13 protein-coding genes, 2 rRNA genes and 1 riboswitch are annotated in these 16,188 nt (G+C 44.7%); of the genes, 9 read left to right on the top strand and 6 right to left on the bottom strand.

From position 1 onward, the window contains the following. The 4 genes from IEV16_RS12840 to IEV16_RS12825 all read left to right on the top strand — a co-directional run. Window positions 1-177: ribosomal RNA gene (locus IEV16_RS12840) — 23S ribosomal RNA — on the top strand; the annotation flags it as partial. Window positions 178-326: 149 nt separating this feature from the next. Next, window positions 327-441 (top strand): 5S ribosomal RNA (rrf, locus tag IEV16_RS12835). Window positions 442-1,219: 778 nt separating this feature from the next. Further along, entirely contained in the window at window positions 1,220-2,983 is a 1,764-nt protein-coding gene (locus IEV16_RS12830) for a tetratricopeptide repeat-containing diguanylate cyclase (RefSeq protein WP_188366125.1), read from the top strand. A gap of 269 nt (window positions 2,984-3,252) precedes the next feature. Next, window positions 3,253-3,498, top strand: a complete 246-nt coding sequence (locus tag IEV16_RS12825) for a hypothetical protein (protein ID WP_229728357.1) — start codon at window positions 3,253-3,255, stop codon at window positions 3,496-3,498. A gap of 86 nt (window positions 3,499-3,584) precedes the next feature. Here the strand turns inward: IEV16_RS12825 and IEV16_RS12820 are convergent, their stop codons facing one another. The 4 genes from IEV16_RS12820 to IEV16_RS12805 all read right to left on the bottom strand — a co-directional run bounded on the left by IEV16_RS12820 (window position 3,585) and on the right by IEV16_RS12805 (window position 6,159). Further along, window positions 3,585-3,884 carry a chaperone modulator CbpM gene (locus IEV16_RS12820; protein ID WP_188366124.1) on the bottom strand — a complete coding sequence of 100 codons (300 nt, stop codon included), beginning with the start codon at window positions 3,882-3,884 and terminating at the stop codon, window positions 3,585-3,587. Next, window positions 3,881-4,795: a DnaJ C-terminal domain-containing protein gene (locus IEV16_RS12815; protein WP_188366123.1), complete on the bottom strand. Its 915-nt coding sequence runs from the start codon at window positions 4,793-4,795 to the stop codon at window positions 3,881-3,883. The genes IEV16_RS12820 and IEV16_RS12815 overlap by 4 nt, the downstream gene beginning before the upstream one ends. An 89-nt stretch (window positions 4,796-4,884) precedes the next feature. After that, window positions 4,885-5,076: a hypothetical protein gene (locus tag IEV16_RS12810; protein WP_188366122.1), complete on the bottom strand. Its 192-nt coding sequence runs from the start codon at window positions 5,074-5,076 to the stop codon at window positions 4,885-4,887. Window positions 5,077-5,214: 138 nt separating this feature from the next. Beyond that, window positions 5,215-6,159 carry an IS30 family transposase gene (locus IEV16_RS12805; RefSeq protein ID WP_188366121.1) on the bottom strand — a complete coding sequence of 315 codons (945 nt, stop codon included), beginning with the start codon at window positions 6,157-6,159 and terminating at the stop codon, window positions 5,215-5,217. A gap of 176 nt (window positions 6,160-6,335) precedes the next feature. Beyond that, a riboswitch (SAM riboswitch) is annotated at window positions 6,336-6,460 on the top strand. Window positions 6,461-6,567: 107 nt separating this feature from the next. Here IEV16_RS12805 and IEV16_RS12800 point away from each other — a divergent pair. Together IEV16_RS12800 and IEV16_RS12795 are read left to right on the top strand one after the other, a co-directional pair. Next, window positions 6,568-7,851 (top strand): O-acetylhomoserine aminocarboxypropyltransferase/cysteine synthase family protein, encoded by a 1,284-nt coding sequence (locus tag IEV16_RS12800; protein ID WP_188366120.1) that lies wholly within the window; start codon window positions 6,568-6,570, stop codon window positions 7,849-7,851. An 8-nt stretch (window positions 7,852-7,859) separates the two neighbouring features. Beyond that, window positions 7,860-11,261, top strand: coding sequence for an aspartate kinase (locus IEV16_RS12795; protein ID WP_188366119.1), 3,402 nt, complete (start codon window positions 7,860-7,862; stop codon window positions 11,259-11,261). Window positions 11,262-11,290: 29 nt separating this feature from the next. Here IEV16_RS12795 and IEV16_RS12790 read toward each other — a convergent pair whose 3' ends face one another. Next, complete coding sequence (locus tag IEV16_RS12790) at window positions 11,291-12,235, bottom strand: hypothetical protein (protein ID WP_188366118.1); 945 nt, start codon at window positions 12,233-12,235, stop codon at window positions 11,291-11,293. Further along, entirely contained in the window at window positions 12,228-13,571 is a 1,344-nt protein-coding gene (locus IEV16_RS12785; RefSeq protein WP_188366117.1) for a kinetochore Spc7 family protein, read from the bottom strand. Before IEV16_RS12785 ends, IEV16_RS12790 begins: the two co-directional genes overlap by 8 nt. Window positions 13,572-13,682: 111 nt before the next feature. On the opposite strand from IEV16_RS12785, the gene pxpA reads away from it, so the two are divergent. The 3 genes from pxpA to IEV16_RS12770 are packed head-to-tail and all read left to right on the top strand — an operon-like array spanning window position 13,683 to window position 15,974. Then, on the top strand, window positions 13,683-14,432 hold the full coding sequence (gene pxpA, locus IEV16_RS12780; protein WP_188366116.1) for a 5-oxoprolinase subunit PxpA: 750 nt from the start codon (window positions 13,683-13,685) through the stop codon (window positions 14,430-14,432). Continuing rightward, on the top strand, window positions 14,429-15,115 hold the full coding sequence (locus tag IEV16_RS12775) for a 5-oxoprolinase subunit B family protein (RefSeq protein WP_188366115.1): 687 nt from the start codon (window positions 14,429-14,431) through the stop codon (window positions 15,113-15,115). Before pxpA ends, IEV16_RS12775 begins: the two co-directional genes overlap by 4 nt. Further along, window positions 15,108-15,974 carry a 5-oxoprolinase subunit C family protein gene (locus tag IEV16_RS12770; RefSeq protein ID WP_188366114.1) on the top strand — a complete coding sequence of 289 codons (867 nt, stop codon included), beginning with the start codon at window positions 15,108-15,110 and terminating at the stop codon, window positions 15,972-15,974. The genes IEV16_RS12775 and IEV16_RS12770 overlap by 8 nt, the downstream gene beginning before the upstream one ends. Window positions 15,975-16,188: the final 214 nt, after the last annotated feature.

Below are 16,188 nucleotides of genomic sequence, written 5' to 3'. Positions count from 1 at the left end.
TTCGGACGGGATAACCGCTGAAAGCATCTAAGCGGGAAGCCTCTTCCAAGATGAGATCTCACTGACTCCTTGAGAGTCCTAAAGGGCCCTTGTAGACTACAAGGTTGATAGGCTGGGTGTGGAAGTGCAGTAATGTATGAAGCTAACCAGTACTAATTGCCCGTGAGGCTTGATCATATAACCCGAAGCGATTTTCAGGTTAAACAAATAGATCAATCTCTGATTATTTTAGAAGGCCAAGATGAAAATCGAGATTTGAAAGCGCATGCTTTGATTCATATTCCAAACATTAGTCTTAAGAAGAACATCTCTTAAGCATCCAGTTTTCTGGTGAACATAGAGCCATAGCACCACCTGATTCCATCCCGAACTCAGAAGTGAAATGTGGCATCGCCGATGGTAGTGTGGGAGTTCCCATGTGAGAGTAGGACATCGCCAGAATCTAACAAAAGAGAAAGCCTCAACACACGTTGGGGCTTTTTTTTGCATATAAAAACTGACTAAACTCAGGCGCTGGTCAATAAAACACGTTGCGCGCCTTCGCGCTCACGTGGTTACGCTGACAAGTCAGCTCACAGATAGAAAACAGCTGCGCTGTTTAAATTAAATAGCCCGGTAACGATACCGGCGAATCGGGACATCGCCAGGATCTAATAAAAGAAAAGCCTCAACATACGTTGGGGCTTTTTTTTTGCATATAAAAACTGACTAAACTCAGGCGCTGGTCAATAAAACACGTTGCGCGCCTGCGCGCTCACGTGGTTACGCCTACACGGATGTAGGTGTGCCGAGCAAGCAGGGAGCGGAATCGGCCGCCTACACGGATGTAGGTGTGCCGAGCAAGCAGGAGCGGAAACGGCCGCCTACACGGATGTAGGTGTGCCGAGCAAGCAGGAGCGGAAACGGCCGCCTACTGGCAGATAGTGTTCTCGACAATCTCTGCATTCCTTACATCCTTAAAATCGTCACGAAAAAACCGCTTACATGTAAACATATATAGGCTAATTAGCTGAGTTATTTAGTTTTAAAGCTCGCTAACGATTAGATAAATTAAGTGACATTTTATGTTTTTTTAGATCAGAAAATGAAAAAGCATTTAACAATTTATTGAATAGTCTGTTTCAAAGACTTAAAAAACCCTATGGACTTAAAATTTTAATAACAAATTATAGATTGTGGTTTAATATTAATATTATTATTAATAATGGAAGGAGGGATATTGAACATATTCCAACGCTTATGGTTAACATTTGTTTTATGTTGTTTAGTCATCGACTTAAGTCTGGCTGATAAAGATTATGATCAGTATTTAAATGAATGTCAGTCACTTGAAGATGATCAGGCGAGACAAGCACTAAACTTGGCTGAGAAGAAGTTATCTCAACTTTCAAAGCAGCAAAGTCCGCTTATTGTAAGTGGATTTTTGGGTTGTGCTGCCTGGGCTGCTGTTAACTTGAATGAAACTGAACTCGCATTGAATTATGCTTCTGATTTAGAGCTGATGATAAATGACATAAATGATTCAGAGGCAAAGATTAATTTATTGCGAAGAGTTGGTGGTGTTTTTCACCAATTGGGTCAACGTGTGGCTGCGGTGGATAATTATCAAAAGGCCATGGAATTGGCAGAATCCTTGAATATTCAAAAAGCACAAATTCCGATATTAGTTAATTTGGGTGTATTGCATTCCCAAATCAGAGAAGAGGATCAGGCCATTAAAATATATCGACAGGCCCTGGCCTTGATGTCTGAACATAATGATTTTACCTATCAGGCACCGGTGCTGTTTAATTTAGCCCTGACGCTTAACGGGCAGCATCGTTATAACGAAAGTTTGACTGTATTTCATGAAATTGAAAAAATGTTGACGCCGCAATGGCCAGATAGTCGAAAGGCACAGGTTTATGGTGGGTTAGCCAGCGTTTATATCAGCTTAAAAAACCATGTCAAAGCGCAGGAATATAATCAAAAAGCACTGGCCATATTGTCTGAAAAAGAAGACAAGTCAATACTCTATTATCTGAGTTTAACTAACCGTGCCGACATTCTGATTGCGAATAATCAGCCGCAACAAGCCTTAGCAATTGCTGATGAGGTTTGGCAATATTACCAGGCACAGGAAAACCGAGAACAGCTTTTGGGTGTCAATAATCCTTTGTATGCGTTGTCTAATGTCTATGAGTCTGTGAATAAACCAATAAAAGCACTGGCAATTCGTAAATTAGCCACTGAAATAGATGAAGATTTTCAGGATACCTTTAATAAGGAAGCCATGGCACAGATGCAAGCCCGGCTCAGCGACAGTCAGCAGCGTAAACAACTGGCCGAACTCAAGACACAACAAATAAAAGACCAAATCGAACTGAATGCCATACAGCATAATCGACAATTGATTTTATTGTTGGTGGCTTTTGGTTCCATGTTAGTGTTTATTTATTTCTACTGGCAACGCCAGACCAACAAGCGTTTACATGCCATATCGATTCGTGATTCTTTGACACAGCTGGGTAATCGGCGTGCGATTGATGAATGGCTGAGCGCACGAAATATGCCGAATCCACCCAATCAACGTCTGATGTGGCTAATTGATTTGGACTTATTTAAGGATGTGAATGACCAATATGGCCATGAAGCCGGTGATGAAGTTTTGAAAGCGCTGGCCAAAACATTGACTGGTTTTGTCAATTCTGAACGCATGGTGGCACGTTGGGGTGGTGAGGAATTTATGATTATTTCAGATGATCTCACCGAAAGCGAAATGGAAAAATTTTGTGATAATTTAATGAAATCCATTGCCACAACCAATATTTATTATGAAAACCAACAGATTTCTGTCACTGCCTCCATCGGTGTTTGTGAAATTAAAGCCCAAGGCGACAAGGCCTGGCATCAGGCGTTATCAGCAGCGGATAAGGCACTTTATCAAGCCAAAGATAAGGGGCGAAATTGTATGGTGTGCGGTGATATTAAAGCATCCTATTAAATCGATGTGATTCATGCCCTGTGCCACCTGTACAGCCACTTTAGAAATGTGCGTTCACCAGAAATCAAAGCCAGGATGCTTGAACCCACGCGCATAAAACAGCCGGGTGAAGCCGAATACATTGCCGGCACATGCTTTACTTTGTCGCGCCGGTGTCCGAATGGGCCAGCGGCCAGACTTTGTTTGAGAATGGCGGTGGGGTGCAGACCTTGAATTGAAGTTTTTTTAAATGTTCTTATATTGTGGTTGAGTGATTTTTGTGAGAGTAGATGATGGATGATGAGTTTGAAATTGAAATGAGCCCGCTGTGTCAAACCATGCGGGTCGATGATAAAACCGTGCAGGTGGATATTTATCGTGGTGAGACAGAGTCTTGGGTGCTTGAAGTGGTTGATGAATACGGCACATCGACAATTTGGAACGATCAATTTTCGACTGATCTTGACGCTTTGGCAGTAGTTAAGAAAATCATCAGGGAAGAGGGTATTGATGCATTAATTAATGAAACTTCTTAACGCTTTGAAATTCGTTACTCTTTCATAGTTTCAGCAGCAAAGGGAATGAGCTGAATCAAAAACGAAATCAGTTGAGGGTTTAGTGGTTAATTGTTTTCATACAAACCCAGCCGATTTTGCGAGGCGGTGAGTTGTTGTTCCAGGTCGTCGATTCTGTCTAACAGGTTTATAATAACATCGATGCCTTCGGGGTTGATGTTGAGTTCGCGGTGAAGGCGGATGATTTTGTCAATCAGCCTGATGTCGGTTTCATCCACGTATAAGCTATCCTGGATGGTGATGGTTTCAATCAAGCCAATGTCGCTGAGGAGACTGAAAAATGTCCGCTCCACCTGGTAATGACGGCAGAGGGTGGTGATTTCTATTCGGTGTTGTTGCTTAGTCATGATTGAAGGTCTTTTAATTCAGTGAATAATTGACGTTCTTTTTCGGACAACGATGTCGGTATCTTGATTTGATAGGTGACAATCAAATCACCTTTATCGTTGTCTTTTTTGTATTTGGGAAAGCCTTTGCCTTTGAGTCTGACCTGACTATTGCCCTGGGTGCCGGCTTTAATTTTCAGTTTAACCTGGCCGTCTAAGGTATCCACCAGCACCTCGCCGCCGAGTACAGCGATGTATAAATCTAAATCGATGGTTTTATACAAATTGGCTTTTTCACGGCGGAATTTCGTGTTGTTTTGAATGTTAAAACGAATGTACAAATCACCGTCAGGACCACCATTGACGCCTTTTCCGCCGTGGCCTTTGAGGCGAATGCGTTGACCGTTTTCGACCCCCGCAGGTACCGTGATACGGATATTTTTACCGTTTAAAGTCAAAGTGCGTTTTTGGGTGGTGAGGACGTCAGTTAATTGCAGGGTTAATTCGGCTTGCATATCTTCGCCTTTAAAATGGGTTTGTCGGCCACCAAAACCACCAAAGCCGGCACCACCACCTCGTGATTGTGCGCCAAAAATAGATTCAAAGAAATCTGCAAAATCCTGTTCACCGCCGGGATTGCCGGTGTATTGGTATTGCTGATAGCCCTGGCCGCCTGCATGGCTACGAGCCCGGTTGATCTCATCGGCGTGTTTCCAGTCTTGGCCGAATTGATCGTATTTTTTACGGTTTTCTTCTTTGCCGATAACCTGATAGGCTTCGTTGATTTCTTTAAAGCGGGTTTCCGCATCTTTGTTATTGGGATTGACATCGGGGTGGTATTTACGGGCCAGTTTTTTGTAGGCTTTTTTGATTTCAGCCTGACTGGATTCTTTGGAAACACCAAGAACTTTATAATAATCTTTGTACTGCATAACGGTCGTTGCGACTTGGACTGACAATAACCTTATATATCGGGATTATATATATTGTTTTCAATGCCTTGATACAAAGGGTAAATAATTTACCTTGGATATATCTTAAACCGTTCTTGTTCAGGCTTGTCGTAAATCTCATCCACAATTTCATCAATATCCAGTTCGGTATCACAACCGTCGCAAATAAAATGATGGGTGTTCTCCAGCCATTTAAATGATTTTCTGTGGAGGTGTTTGCAGTCTGCACATTCAAGGATAAATTTCTGATTTTTTTTCATGGTCAGGTTGTTGAAAAAACCATCATTGATTTTATTTAAAAAACCCGGATAAAGGCAATGTCTTTTTGGTATTTCGTTGCAAATGAAGATATGAGAGGTAAAAAATAAATGGTGGATTCCAGTTGCAAGTGCAACGGGCTAACATCTAGATAATACTTCAAGGGGTGTTTGGTAGCCAAGGACTTTTCTCGGTCTGTTATTCAAACGCTCCTCAATAAACTGCGTTTGCTCGATAGTAACGTCATCCAAACGAGCAGATTTTGGCAGGTATTGTCTGATGAGTCCGTTCATATTTTCATTGGTTCCACGTTGCCATGAAGCATAGGGTTTGGCAAAGTAAACATCAATATTCAAAGCTTCTGCCACCTCATTGTGTCTAGCAAACTCTTTACCGTTGTCGTAAGTAACAGTGTGAACATTAAAAGATTTAAGAGCTTTAATACTACTGCTGGCTATCAGTCCTGCACGGCGGTTTTTGTGGGCCCTAATAACGCATAAGCGGGTTTTGCGATCAGCAAAAGTAAGTAGCACGCCTTTGTGTTTGTTACCCACTACGGTGTCTCCCTCAAAGTCACCGAACCTGCTGCGCTCATCAACAACAGCAGGACGTTCATCAATATCACGTCTATCAACGATCTGGCCACGTCTTTGTTGGCCTGACGCATAACGTTTGCGACGTTTCTTTTGGCAACGAAGGTGAGTGTAAAGCTCACCACCATCTTTTTTGTCATCGTAGATAAACAAGTAAATACGTTCAACGCTTGGCACATCAATCCAGCCCATGACTTTAAGGCGACCATTGATTTGTTCAGGTGACCAATCTTGTTCAATTAGATGTCTGATATAGGCAAAGCCGAAAGGGGTAATCTGCTTGTTGCCTTTGCGTTTGCGAGACTGAGCAAGTTTACCAGCTTGTTTGTGTCGATAACCACGTTTACCTGTATTGCGCTCTAACTCGCGACTGATGGTGGATTTATTACGACCCAATATGCGGGCAATCTCAGACAGTGAGATTTTAGTTTTGCGTAAAACTGAAATATGGTATCGTTCTTCACTGGTAAGGTGCGTATATGAGTGATTCATAACCTGAATTCTCCTTTGTAATATTAAGCAAGTGCAACGGTACGCACCTTACTTTTTTTATGCAACTAAAATATCGTTGCACTTACAAATGGAATTCAGAAATAAAACTTGTTTTTAAACCGGGAATTTGTGTAGGATATGGGCAGACACAGTTAAAATTTAACTGTGTTGACAAAATGTTATCAAGAAAGGCCGAGGGATTAGACCCGACGACGCCTTAGCAACCCTTTCACCATAAATATAAATGAAAGAAGGTGCTAAATTCTACTTCCTGTCATCTAACAGTGAAGATAGATAACTGAACAAAACCACTGTCCGGTGGTTTTTCAGAGTTTCTTCATAACATTTTTCATCCGACATAACGCATGGCGTTGTGCGAAATTTTTTGATTAACCAAAGGTATGAAAAATGACACAATCTTTACAACAGCAAACCCAGGCCCTGCATGCAGGTCATGATGTCACCCAACACGCCGGCACCCGCTCGGTACCGATTTATCAAACATCGAGTTATGTTTTTAAGGATGTCGATCATGCGGCCAATTTATTTAATCTATCTGAGCCTGGGTTTATCTACACCCGGCTAAATAATCCCACCAACGATATTCTGGAACAACGACTGGCGGCGCTGGAGGGCGGTGTCGGGTCGGTGGTAACGGCTTCAGGTACTGCAGCCATCAGCACGGCGTTATTAACTTTGTTAAAGGCCGGTGATCATGTGGTTGCTTCTGAGAGCCTCTACGGTGGGACTTTTAATTTATTGAACGTCACGCTGCCGCGACTTGGAATAACCACCACTTTTGTCAATGCCGACAATCCACAAGAACTGTGTGAGGCAGTTAAAGACAACACCCGTGCCATTTTTGTGGAATCGCTTGGCAATCCTAAATTAGATGTGCTGGACATCGAAACCCTTGCCAAAGTGGCGCATAAACATGGTATTCCGTTGATTGTGGATAACACCATCGCCACCCCGGCCTTGTTAAATCCAATCAAATATGGCGCCGATATTGTGATTCATTCACTGACCAAATACATCACCGGTAACGGCACTGGTATGGGTGGCGTCATCATCGATGCGGGACGTTTTAACTGGGCCAATGGTAAATTTCCGGAGTTTACCGAGCCGGCACCGGGTTATCATGGCTTGATTTATCATGAGGCGTTGGATAATCTGGCGTATGTGGCGCGGTTACGGATTGAAGGTTTACGTGATCTGGGGGCGGCTTTAAGTCCTTTTAACGCCTTTGGCACGTTGCAAGGCTTAGAAACCCTATCCTTAAGGATTAAAAAACACAGTGAAAATGCTTTACAACTCGCCAAATGGTTGCAAGATCAGCCACAGGTGGCCTGGGTGAATTACCCGGGTTTAAAAGACAACCCGTATTTTGAGTTGGCACAAAAATATTTACCACACGGGCAAAGCGGCATTCTGACCTTTGGTTTAACAGGCGGTTATGAAGCGGCCAAAACTGTGGCCAATGAAACTCAATTGTTTTCTTTGCTGGCCAATATTGGAGACACCAAATCACTGATAATTCACCCTGCCAGCACCACACACCAACAACTCAGCGAACAGGATCAACGCGCGGCCGGTGTGTCACAAGATTTAATTCGACTGTCGGTGGGTTTAGAGGCGCTGGAAGATTTGCAGGCTGATCTTGAGCAGGCTTTTGCGCAGTTAAGCCAGTGAGGTTGGTGATGTCTCAAACGATTGTTATTGATCAGTTTACCACGACTTCGGGTACCGACTACCAACACATACCGGTGAGTTATCGGCTGTTTGGGCCTGAATTGCATCAGGCCCCGATTATCTGCATCAATCATGCACTCACCGGTAACTCACGGGTCAGTGGTGAGAACGGCTGGTGGCGTGATTTGGTCGGGCCCGGTCAGGCCATTGATACCGATTATTTCACTGTGCTGGCTTTTGACCTGCCCGGTAATGGCAGTCATGACTTTGTGATTGACAATCACCGTGATTTTATCGCTAAAGACATGGCACGGATTATATTGATGGCCTTATCCAAATTAAACGTCCGTGAACTGCATGGGTTAATCGGGGCTTCATTGGGCGGTGGGATTGCCTGGGAAATGTTGGCTTTGGCACCAAAAATTTGCCGCCATTTTATTCCGGTGGCAACAGATTGTGTGTCTTCTGACTGGCTGATTGCCAATTGTCATTTACAGGAGCAGATTCTGTTAAATTCCAAACAGCCGGTTGCCGATGCCCGTAAGCATGCCATGATGTGTTATCGCACACCCGAATCATTCAGTCAGCGGTTTCAACGCCAAAAACAAGGCAATCAACCGCTGTTTCAGGTGGAAAGCTGGCTGAATTACCACGGTGACAGTTTAGACAAGCGATTTTCTTTACGGTCTTATCTGCTGATGAACCAGCTGTTAAAAACAGTGGACTCAGGTATCCATAATAACCCCAAACGGGTAGCGCAGATAAGCGCGCAGATCCATCTGGTGGCGATTGATTCAGATTTGTTTTATCCGGCAGCGGACACCCGAAACTTACAGCAATTTTTAACACGGCATTTAACACCGGGGCAGGTTAATTATCATGAGATTAACTCACCTCACGGGCACGATGCTTTTTTGATTGAAAATCAACAAACCGCAGAGATTATGAGTTTAATTTTAAATGAACAACAAAGACTTAAAAAAAGTCGTGTGCTTAAATTTGGCGGTCAGTCCCTGGCTGATGACAACGGTGGTTTTGAACGGGTATTGAACATTATCCAAAACCACCTGACAGGACTTCGTCGAACAGTGGTGGTGTTATCAGCCAGAGGTGACACCACCCGTCGTTTACATAATCTGGTGAATAAAGCGGTGACGGGTGAAGATTATCATGCGGATTTAAAGCAGCTAATCAGTGACCAAACGCCACCTGGCTTAAGCATGGATTGGCAGGAAAATAGTGCGCTCATAAATCGGATATTAAAAGGTATTGCTATGGTCGGTGATTACAGTTTAAAGACTATGGACCAGGTTCTGGCCCAGGGCGAATTGATGGCGGTGAAAGCGGTGGCGGCCGGTTTACAGACCCGGGGCATTCGCGCAGGCGTGTTAGACACCCGTTCACTGCTTAAAAGTGATGATAATTTCAGCCGTGCCACGCCGTTGGCGGATTTGTCGCAATCAGCGGTTTGTCAGTCGGTGGCTGCCCTGGGGGATTATGATGTGATTCTGGCGGCCGGTTTTGTGGCCTCCACAGAGCAAGGTGAAACCACCACATTGGGTTTAAACGGCAGTAATTACACTGCAGCTTTACTGGCCAATTTTTTAGACGCCGATGAGGTCGCCAATTACACCCATGTGGATGGTATTTTTACCGCCAACCCCAACTGGGTGAATTATGCCGATAAAATAGAGCACTTAAGTTTTGACGAGGCCAATGAGCTGGCGCAACTGGGCACTTCGGTTTTGCATGCCAAAACCATGCTGCCACTGATAGAAAAGAACATCCCGTTGCGTTTGCTCAACACGTTTAATGCAGGCGATACGGGTACCTTAATATCCGGCCAATCAAGCCAGGCTGGGATTAAATGTATCAGCGCTGAGTCTGACCGGGCGTTGATAAACTTAAGCGGCCGTGGTTTGTTGGGGCGCGTTGGTATTGATGGCCGAATTTTTAACACCTTGGCGCGACATAATATCAGCGTTAATATCATTGCCCAAAGTGGTGCCGAACGCGGTATCGGTCTGGTGGTGAACCCGGATGATGCCCAATTGGCCTGGCGTGTGTTGCGGGATGAATTTAAGGATGATCTGAAGCGTCAGGATGTCAGCGACATTTGCTTAGATGATCAGGTGTCGGTGATTACCGCTGTGGGTTTATCACTGACCGATTTCAGCCAGCCGTTAAATGCGCTGGTAAATAATCGCATCACACCACTGATTATGAATAACGCTTTAAGTGGTCACAGTGTTAGTTTAGTGGTGAAAAAAGGTGATTTAATTAAAGCCGTGAATGTTATTCACAGCGCCATTTTTGGTGCACTGAAACGGGTTCATCTGGTGTTGTTTGGTCACGGTGTGGTGGGTGGTGCGTTAATCGAGCAGATTTTAAAAGCCCGCGACTCAATACGGTCAAATAAAAATATTGATTTGAAAATTATTGCCATCGCTAATTCCAGACAGGCGCTTTTGGACAAAGACGGTATCGGCGTTGATTGGCAATCACGCTTAGAAACCAGTCAGCAATCTTCACAAGTCCAAAGCATTGTTGATTATGTGGAACGCCATCATTTAGAGAATATCATCGCTGTGGATAACACCGCCAGCCGGTCGTTATGTGGCCATTACAGTGATTTAATCACAGCCGGTTATGATCTGGTGTCTTCCAATAAAATTGCCAATACCCTGGATTATGACAGCTACCGACGCTTGCACAGTTTATTAAAACAGCACAATAAACGCTACCTGTATGAGACTAATGTCGGTGCCGGTTTGCCGCTGATTGATACCATCAGAACTTTACATCAATCCGGTGAAAATATCACCGCCATTCGGGGGATTTTCTCAGGTTCCTTAAGTTATATTTTTAATCGCTTCGGGGTCGAAGACGTGGCGTTTAGCGATGTGGTGAAAGCCGCTGTTGAGCAGGGCTTCACCGAACCCGATCCACGGGCTGATTTAAGCGGTCTGGATGTGGCGAGAAAACTGTTAATTCTGGCGCGCGAACTGGATTTAGCGGTGTCTTTAAACGATGTCCGCATTGAAAATCTGGTACCGGATAATCTGGTGGAACCTGAATTGGCTGAATTTAAACAGCGATTAACTGAGTTAGATGCGGTATTTGCCGCTAAAAAAGCCGCTTTAAAGCCCGGTCAGGTGCTGCGTTATATCGGTGATTTAAGCGGTGATTTAATGCACACGGAGACTGCACAATTAACGGTTTCGCTTGAAGCGGTGGAGGGTAACGGACCATTGGGCCGGGTACAGGGCAGTGATTCCTTGTTTGAAATATACACTGAATCCTACGGTGAACAGCCAATGATTATCCAGGGCGCCGGTGCCGGCGCACAGGTCACTGCACGTGGGGTGTTCGGTGATATATTGCGCATTGCGTCCCAGCGAACGGCTTAAACATTTTGTTTTTGAGGTGATGGCATTTGTTACATCGATTCAGCCATCACCTCAAACTTTTCAACCAGAATATCGACGTCTTTTTGCATGCCGGGCAGGATGTTTTGTTGGTAATAGCTTGAAAAATCAAGGCCACAGGCCGCAGGATCCTGGGCACACAGTATCAACATGGCCATGCCGCCGGGCTGACAAGCGGCGCCACCCTGGTATTGGCAGGCCAATCGGGTGAGTGATAATGTAAACAGTTGTTCGATGTATCGGTAATTTCGACTGTTTATCCATTGCGAGATAGGTGCAGGCTCCCCCGGGTTAAAGTACATAAAAGGCATACCGGCTTGTTCGGCCAGTAAGGGGCCGTTTTGACTTTTTAATAAAGCGCGCAGGGTTTGTTCATTATGTGACTGCATGACACTTCTGGATTCATTGCCGCGTTTAATCATGGCTTGTAATAATTGTCCGGTCTTGCTGGTTGGTTTTAAATTCAGATAAATCTCTTCAAAGGTGGATTGAAGTGTGGGGTAAGCCGTTAGAATGCCTCGGCAGTGTTGTTGTAATTGTTTATATTCATTTAATCGGTTTGCTTTTTTAAAAGCCTGGTGCATATGACTGGAAAAACCATCTGCATCATCGGCAAAACAAAAAGCATTTTCAGACAAAATGGAACGGGCTTCAAGGTAAGGGTCGGTCGAATATGTATGCGGTTGAAGCTCTTCAAGCAGACTGTTTAGGGTTTTCTGCGGAATCACTGTTTCAGTATCAGCGTTTATGTCAGTTTTCGGTGTTTCTGTTTGTGATGGCTGTTGAGATTCCCGACTGATGTGTTCTGTCTGAACCGCCGTGTCTGTTTCGGGTTGTGATAGTCGATGCAGTGCCTCCCGTGTTCTCGGCGTGACCACCACATAGATAAGGATTAACACCGCAATAATCAGTGCAATCACGATTAAAAACATCTTATGAAATCCACGCTTATCCATTAAAAATCTCCCGGTAGCTGTTCTTAAGGCTTTGTACATCGGTCCATTGGTTCGGACTGATGAGTTGTTGGCGCAAAAACTCAGGCACAGTTAAGCCACAACCCGTTGGATAACTGGGATAGCCGGTGAGACAAAAATCAATCATCAGACGACTAGTGGCACTGCAGTCCATGCCCAACTCACACAAATACAGTAAGGTGGCACTGTTAATTGTTTCCCGATGCCATGGATTGGTGCGCAAATTATTCGCTTCCAGCACCATATTAACCGGTGTTATGCGTTGATGATCGGCTTCTCCGCCGGTATTTAAGCCACTGCCTAAATAACGCAGATTGTCATGGCCCACCATGGTTGTCAGGGCTTCATAAAAGACTTCGCCATAAGCCGTATAGAAGTGCTTAAATAATTGCTGATCGATGGCTTCAAATGCCGCTTTGGCTTGTTGAATGGTATCGGGATTTTTGACTTTTTGTTGCTTCAGGACATCATTTAGTTCGCTGATTTCCTGATTTATTTGGTTGATTTGACGGGAAGAATCTGAATTCAATTCTCTCGTTGGTAAATCATCAACAATTTGAATTTGTTGGTCTCTGAGTTGCTGAATTTGGTTATTGATATTTGTCAGTTCTGCATCCGTAAGGCTGTTATCTCCGGTCAATGCCTGCTTTAACTCGGTGAATCGATGCTGCCATTGCAGGCTGAGATTTAAAACTTGTTTTATGTCTTTTTCACGCGGTGTTTTTGCCGGTGTTTTGTTCAGCCGGAGCTCTATATTCTCCAAGATAGCGGTGGTTAAAAATTGTTCATTTTGTAGGTTTGGGTTGTCATCACCGTACAAGTACCATAAACCGAAACACCCTTCTTTTAATTGTTGCAACAATTCTTTTTGCTTTGTGGTGCCGGGTGGTTTTTGATCCAATTTATAGATTGGGTCGCCGTAATAAACATATGGTGTGCTTATTATCTGTGTTAAGTCCGTTTTTGAACCTTCACTTTGCCATTTTAAGAAGATGCTCTGACAGGTTTTGGCTTGATTGCGATGGTGGTATATATCTAAATAACTGAGCTTATCGGTTTGCTCAATTATAGGTCCTGCCTCTACATGCTGTGCAGTTTCGTTGGTTGCTGCTGTCTCTTCAGTAGTTGTCTGCTTGTTGTCAGTGCTGTCTGACGACTGTGTCCGTGAGTCGTTATGAGTCACCACATTGGCACGGTTGTCAATTTGCTGCTGTTTGATGTCTTTATGATCGAGCTGATATTTCAGCAGAATCAAAGCGGCAATCACCATCAGAATTAAAAAGCCGTAAAACAGATAAGCCAGAATTTTTTGACCCATAGTGATCTTGATTTAAAAAACGCTTATTTTAACAGGCTTGCTTGAATAAGGCAGTTTTTCAAGACAATACCTGCTCTGCAGAAATGTTTGGGCTGTGATAAAATTATTTTTATGGAAATTAATTGTGATTTAGGTGAATACGAGCGACTGAGTAATGCGCATAAAGATGCTGAAATTATGCCCTATATCCATGCCTGTAATATCGCTTGTGGTGGTCATGCGGGCAATCAGTTGACGATGCAACACAGTGTGGAATTGGCTTTGAAGAATGCGGTGGCCATCGGTGCACACCCAAGTTATCCGGACGCGGCTAATTTTGGGCGTCGCAGCATGCATTTGTCTGAGGTGCAGTTGTATCAAACTTTGGTGGAGCAGATTAAAATGCTCAAATCAGTGGTTGAAGCGAAGGGGGGGCGCTTACACCATGTTAAACCACACGGTGCTTTGTATAATGATGCCAGCGATGATTTTTCTGTGGCCAAAGTGGTGGTGGCTGCAGTGAAGGCCATCGGCTGTGAGGTCAAGATATATGGTCAGGCCCATTCGGCGCTGGCTGAAGTCGCCCGGTCTGCCAAATGGCCTTTTGTACCGGAAGGATTTGTGGATCGGCGCTATTTAAGTCGGCATCGATTGGTGCCGCGGGCGCACCGGGATGCCCTGATCGAAGGTGTTTCTGAGCAAATGCAACAAGCCCGTTCTCTGATTGTTGATAAAGGTTTGGCGGGGAATGACGGGCAGTGGCTTACAATTGAATGCGAAACCTTGTGTTTACATGGTGATCATCCCGATGCAGTTAAAACAGCCAAAGCCTTGTTTAAGCTGATTCAGAACCATCAACCGGATACCCTGTCGTCTTTATGACGCCGTTGAAAGTCAGTTATGTGCAAGCCAATGGAGATTGTGCGGTGCTGATTTTTTTTAAACCACACCCACAACAAACATACAGGCTCCAGACACTGGCGCATTATATTCGACAGCAGCGTGTTGAGGGCATTGTGGACGTGGTGCCGGCGTTGGACAGTCTTATGTTGATGTTTGATCAGCCAATCCGTATTGACGACCGCATAATGTCAGCCATTGAAGAGGCTTGTGAAGAGAGTGCAGGACTGATATTTGAACCGCAGATTCATGAGATTCCCGTCTGTTACCATCCGCAGGTGGCATCGGATCTGGATGCGGTTTTGAAACAAACGGGTTTGGGCTTAAAAGAATTGATTGCCAGCCACAGCCAAGCGCGCTATACCGTCAGTTTTTTGGGTTTTTTACCGGGTTTTGCGTATTTGTCAGGGTTGCCCAAATCGCTACACTTGAATAGAAAGCCGGTACCCGGCAGACAAACACCGGCCGGCAGTGTGGCCATTGCCAACCGTCAGACGGGGTTGTATGCGCTGAACAGCCCCGCCGGTTGGTATGTAATCGGGTGTACGCCGGTTACTTTGTTTGACAGGGAAAGTCCACATGTTTTGCCTTATCAGCCGCTTGATATCATTAAATTTAAGCCGATAAATCTGGATCAGTTTGAACAGGAACGTCGTAATGATTGAGGTTTACAAAGCCGGGTTTATGACCACCATTCAGGACATCGGCCGTCCCGGTTATGCACATCTGGGCATACCGGCATCGGGTTTTATGGATCAGACTTCAGCGCGTGAGGCCAACAGCATGCTTGGAAATGAAGTAAGGGCGCCTTTGTTGGAAGTGGATGTGGTCGGTATTGGGTTGCGATTTAATGTGGATTGTACGGTGGCCGTGGCCGGTGCCCGGGCCCGTGTTAACATCAATCAACAGCCTCAGAATACTTCTAATTGTATCGACGTGTACCGGGGCGATCAGCTTGAGATTGCGCCTTTGACCGCCGGTATGTGGACTTATTTGGCCTTTGCCGGCGGTTTGGTCGCTGAGAAGTTTTTGGGCAGTTGTGCCACCTTGTCGGTGGCACAGCTGGGTGGCTTTCAAGGCCGACGGTTACAGAAAAATGATGTGCTGTCACTCAAGCAGCCATCCCTGGTTAAAGGCAAACCTAAGTTACCACTTACTCGACGACCCCATAACACCCTCCATAGCTTAGCGGTTACGCGTGGACCTGAATTTGATTTGTTTAGCCCCAATGCCCGTCAATCACTAACCCGCCAAGCCTTTACCATGACCGAGCACATCAGTCGGCAGGGCATGAAAATGACCGGCCCGAAATTAAAACTCAACAAGCAAGTGGATATCAACAGTTCCGGTCTGGTGCCGGGTAGTTTACAAGTCACGCCGGGCGGCGAATACATCATCACCCACCGCGACAGCCAAACCACCGGCGGCTATCCTCGTATGGCTGTTTTGTGTCAGGACAATTTGGACTTTCTGGCACAAGTGCGGCCGGGGGAGAACATATATTTTTATGTTCGTTCAGCTTAGCGATGCCTTTGAATATACAATAACAATTCGTCTATGTCTTATTGAAATGGTCAAAATCAAAGCTTATTTTGATTGTGGTTTAACGCATTTTTAATTAAAATCATTGCCATATTCTACTTAGGAGAGCCTTGTGAAAATTAAATTAAACCCGTGGTGCATTTAGAAAATAGTTGAAAAACAAGAAGTTACTCATAGCAAAATGCGGTATATTAAT

It is taken from the genome of Marinicella pacifica (assembly GCF_014636635.1).
Taxonomy (GTDB): Bacteria; Pseudomonadota; Gammaproteobacteria; order Xanthomonadales; family Marinicellaceae; genus Marinicella; species Marinicella pacifica.
This window is presented reverse-complemented; position numbering and strand designations above follow the sequence as displayed.

Bases quoted from the DNA above. Each gene is read 5' to 3' on its own strand.
- IEV16_RS12770 (WP_188366114.1), top strand. From the start codon at position 15,108: ATGATTGAGGTTTACAAAGCCGGGTTTATGACCACCATTCAGGACATC.
- pxpA (WP_188366116.1), top strand. From the start codon at position 13,683: ATGGAAATTAATTGTGATTTAGGTGAATACGAGCGACTGAGTAATGCG.
- IEV16_RS12810 (WP_188366122.1), bottom strand. From the start codon at position 5,076: ATGAAAAAAAATCAGAAATTTATCCTTGAATGTGCAGACTGCAAACAC.
- IEV16_RS12815 (WP_188366123.1), bottom strand. From the start codon at position 4,795: ATGCAGTACAAAGATTATTATAAAGTTCTTGGTGTTTCCAAAGAATCC.
- IEV16_RS12800 (WP_188366120.1), top strand. From the start codon at position 6,568: ATGACACAATCTTTACAACAGCAAACCCAGGCCCTGCATGCAGGTCAT.
- IEV16_RS12805 (WP_188366121.1), bottom strand. From the start codon at position 6,159: ATGAATCACTCATATACGCACCTTACCAGTGAAGAACGATACCATATT.
- IEV16_RS12825 (WP_229728357.1), top strand. From the start codon at position 3,253: ATGATGGATGATGAGTTTGAAATTGAAATGAGCCCGCTGTGTCAAACC.
- IEV16_RS12820 (WP_188366124.1), bottom strand. From the start codon at position 3,884: ATGACTAAGCAACAACACCGAATAGAAATCACCACCCTCTGCCGTCAT.
- IEV16_RS12790 (WP_188366118.1), bottom strand. From the start codon at position 12,235: ATGGATAAGCGTGGATTTCATAAGATGTTTTTAATCGTGATTGCACTG.
- IEV16_RS12775 (WP_188366115.1), top strand. From the start codon at position 14,429: ATGACGCCGTTGAAAGTCAGTTATGTGCAAGCCAATGGAGATTGTGCG.
- IEV16_RS12795 (WP_188366119.1), top strand. From the start codon at position 7,860: ATGTCTCAAACGATTGTTATTGATCAGTTTACCACGACTTCGGGTACC.
- IEV16_RS12785 (WP_188366117.1), bottom strand. From the start codon at position 13,571: ATGGGTCAAAAAATTCTGGCTTATCTGTTTTACGGCTTTTTAATTCTG.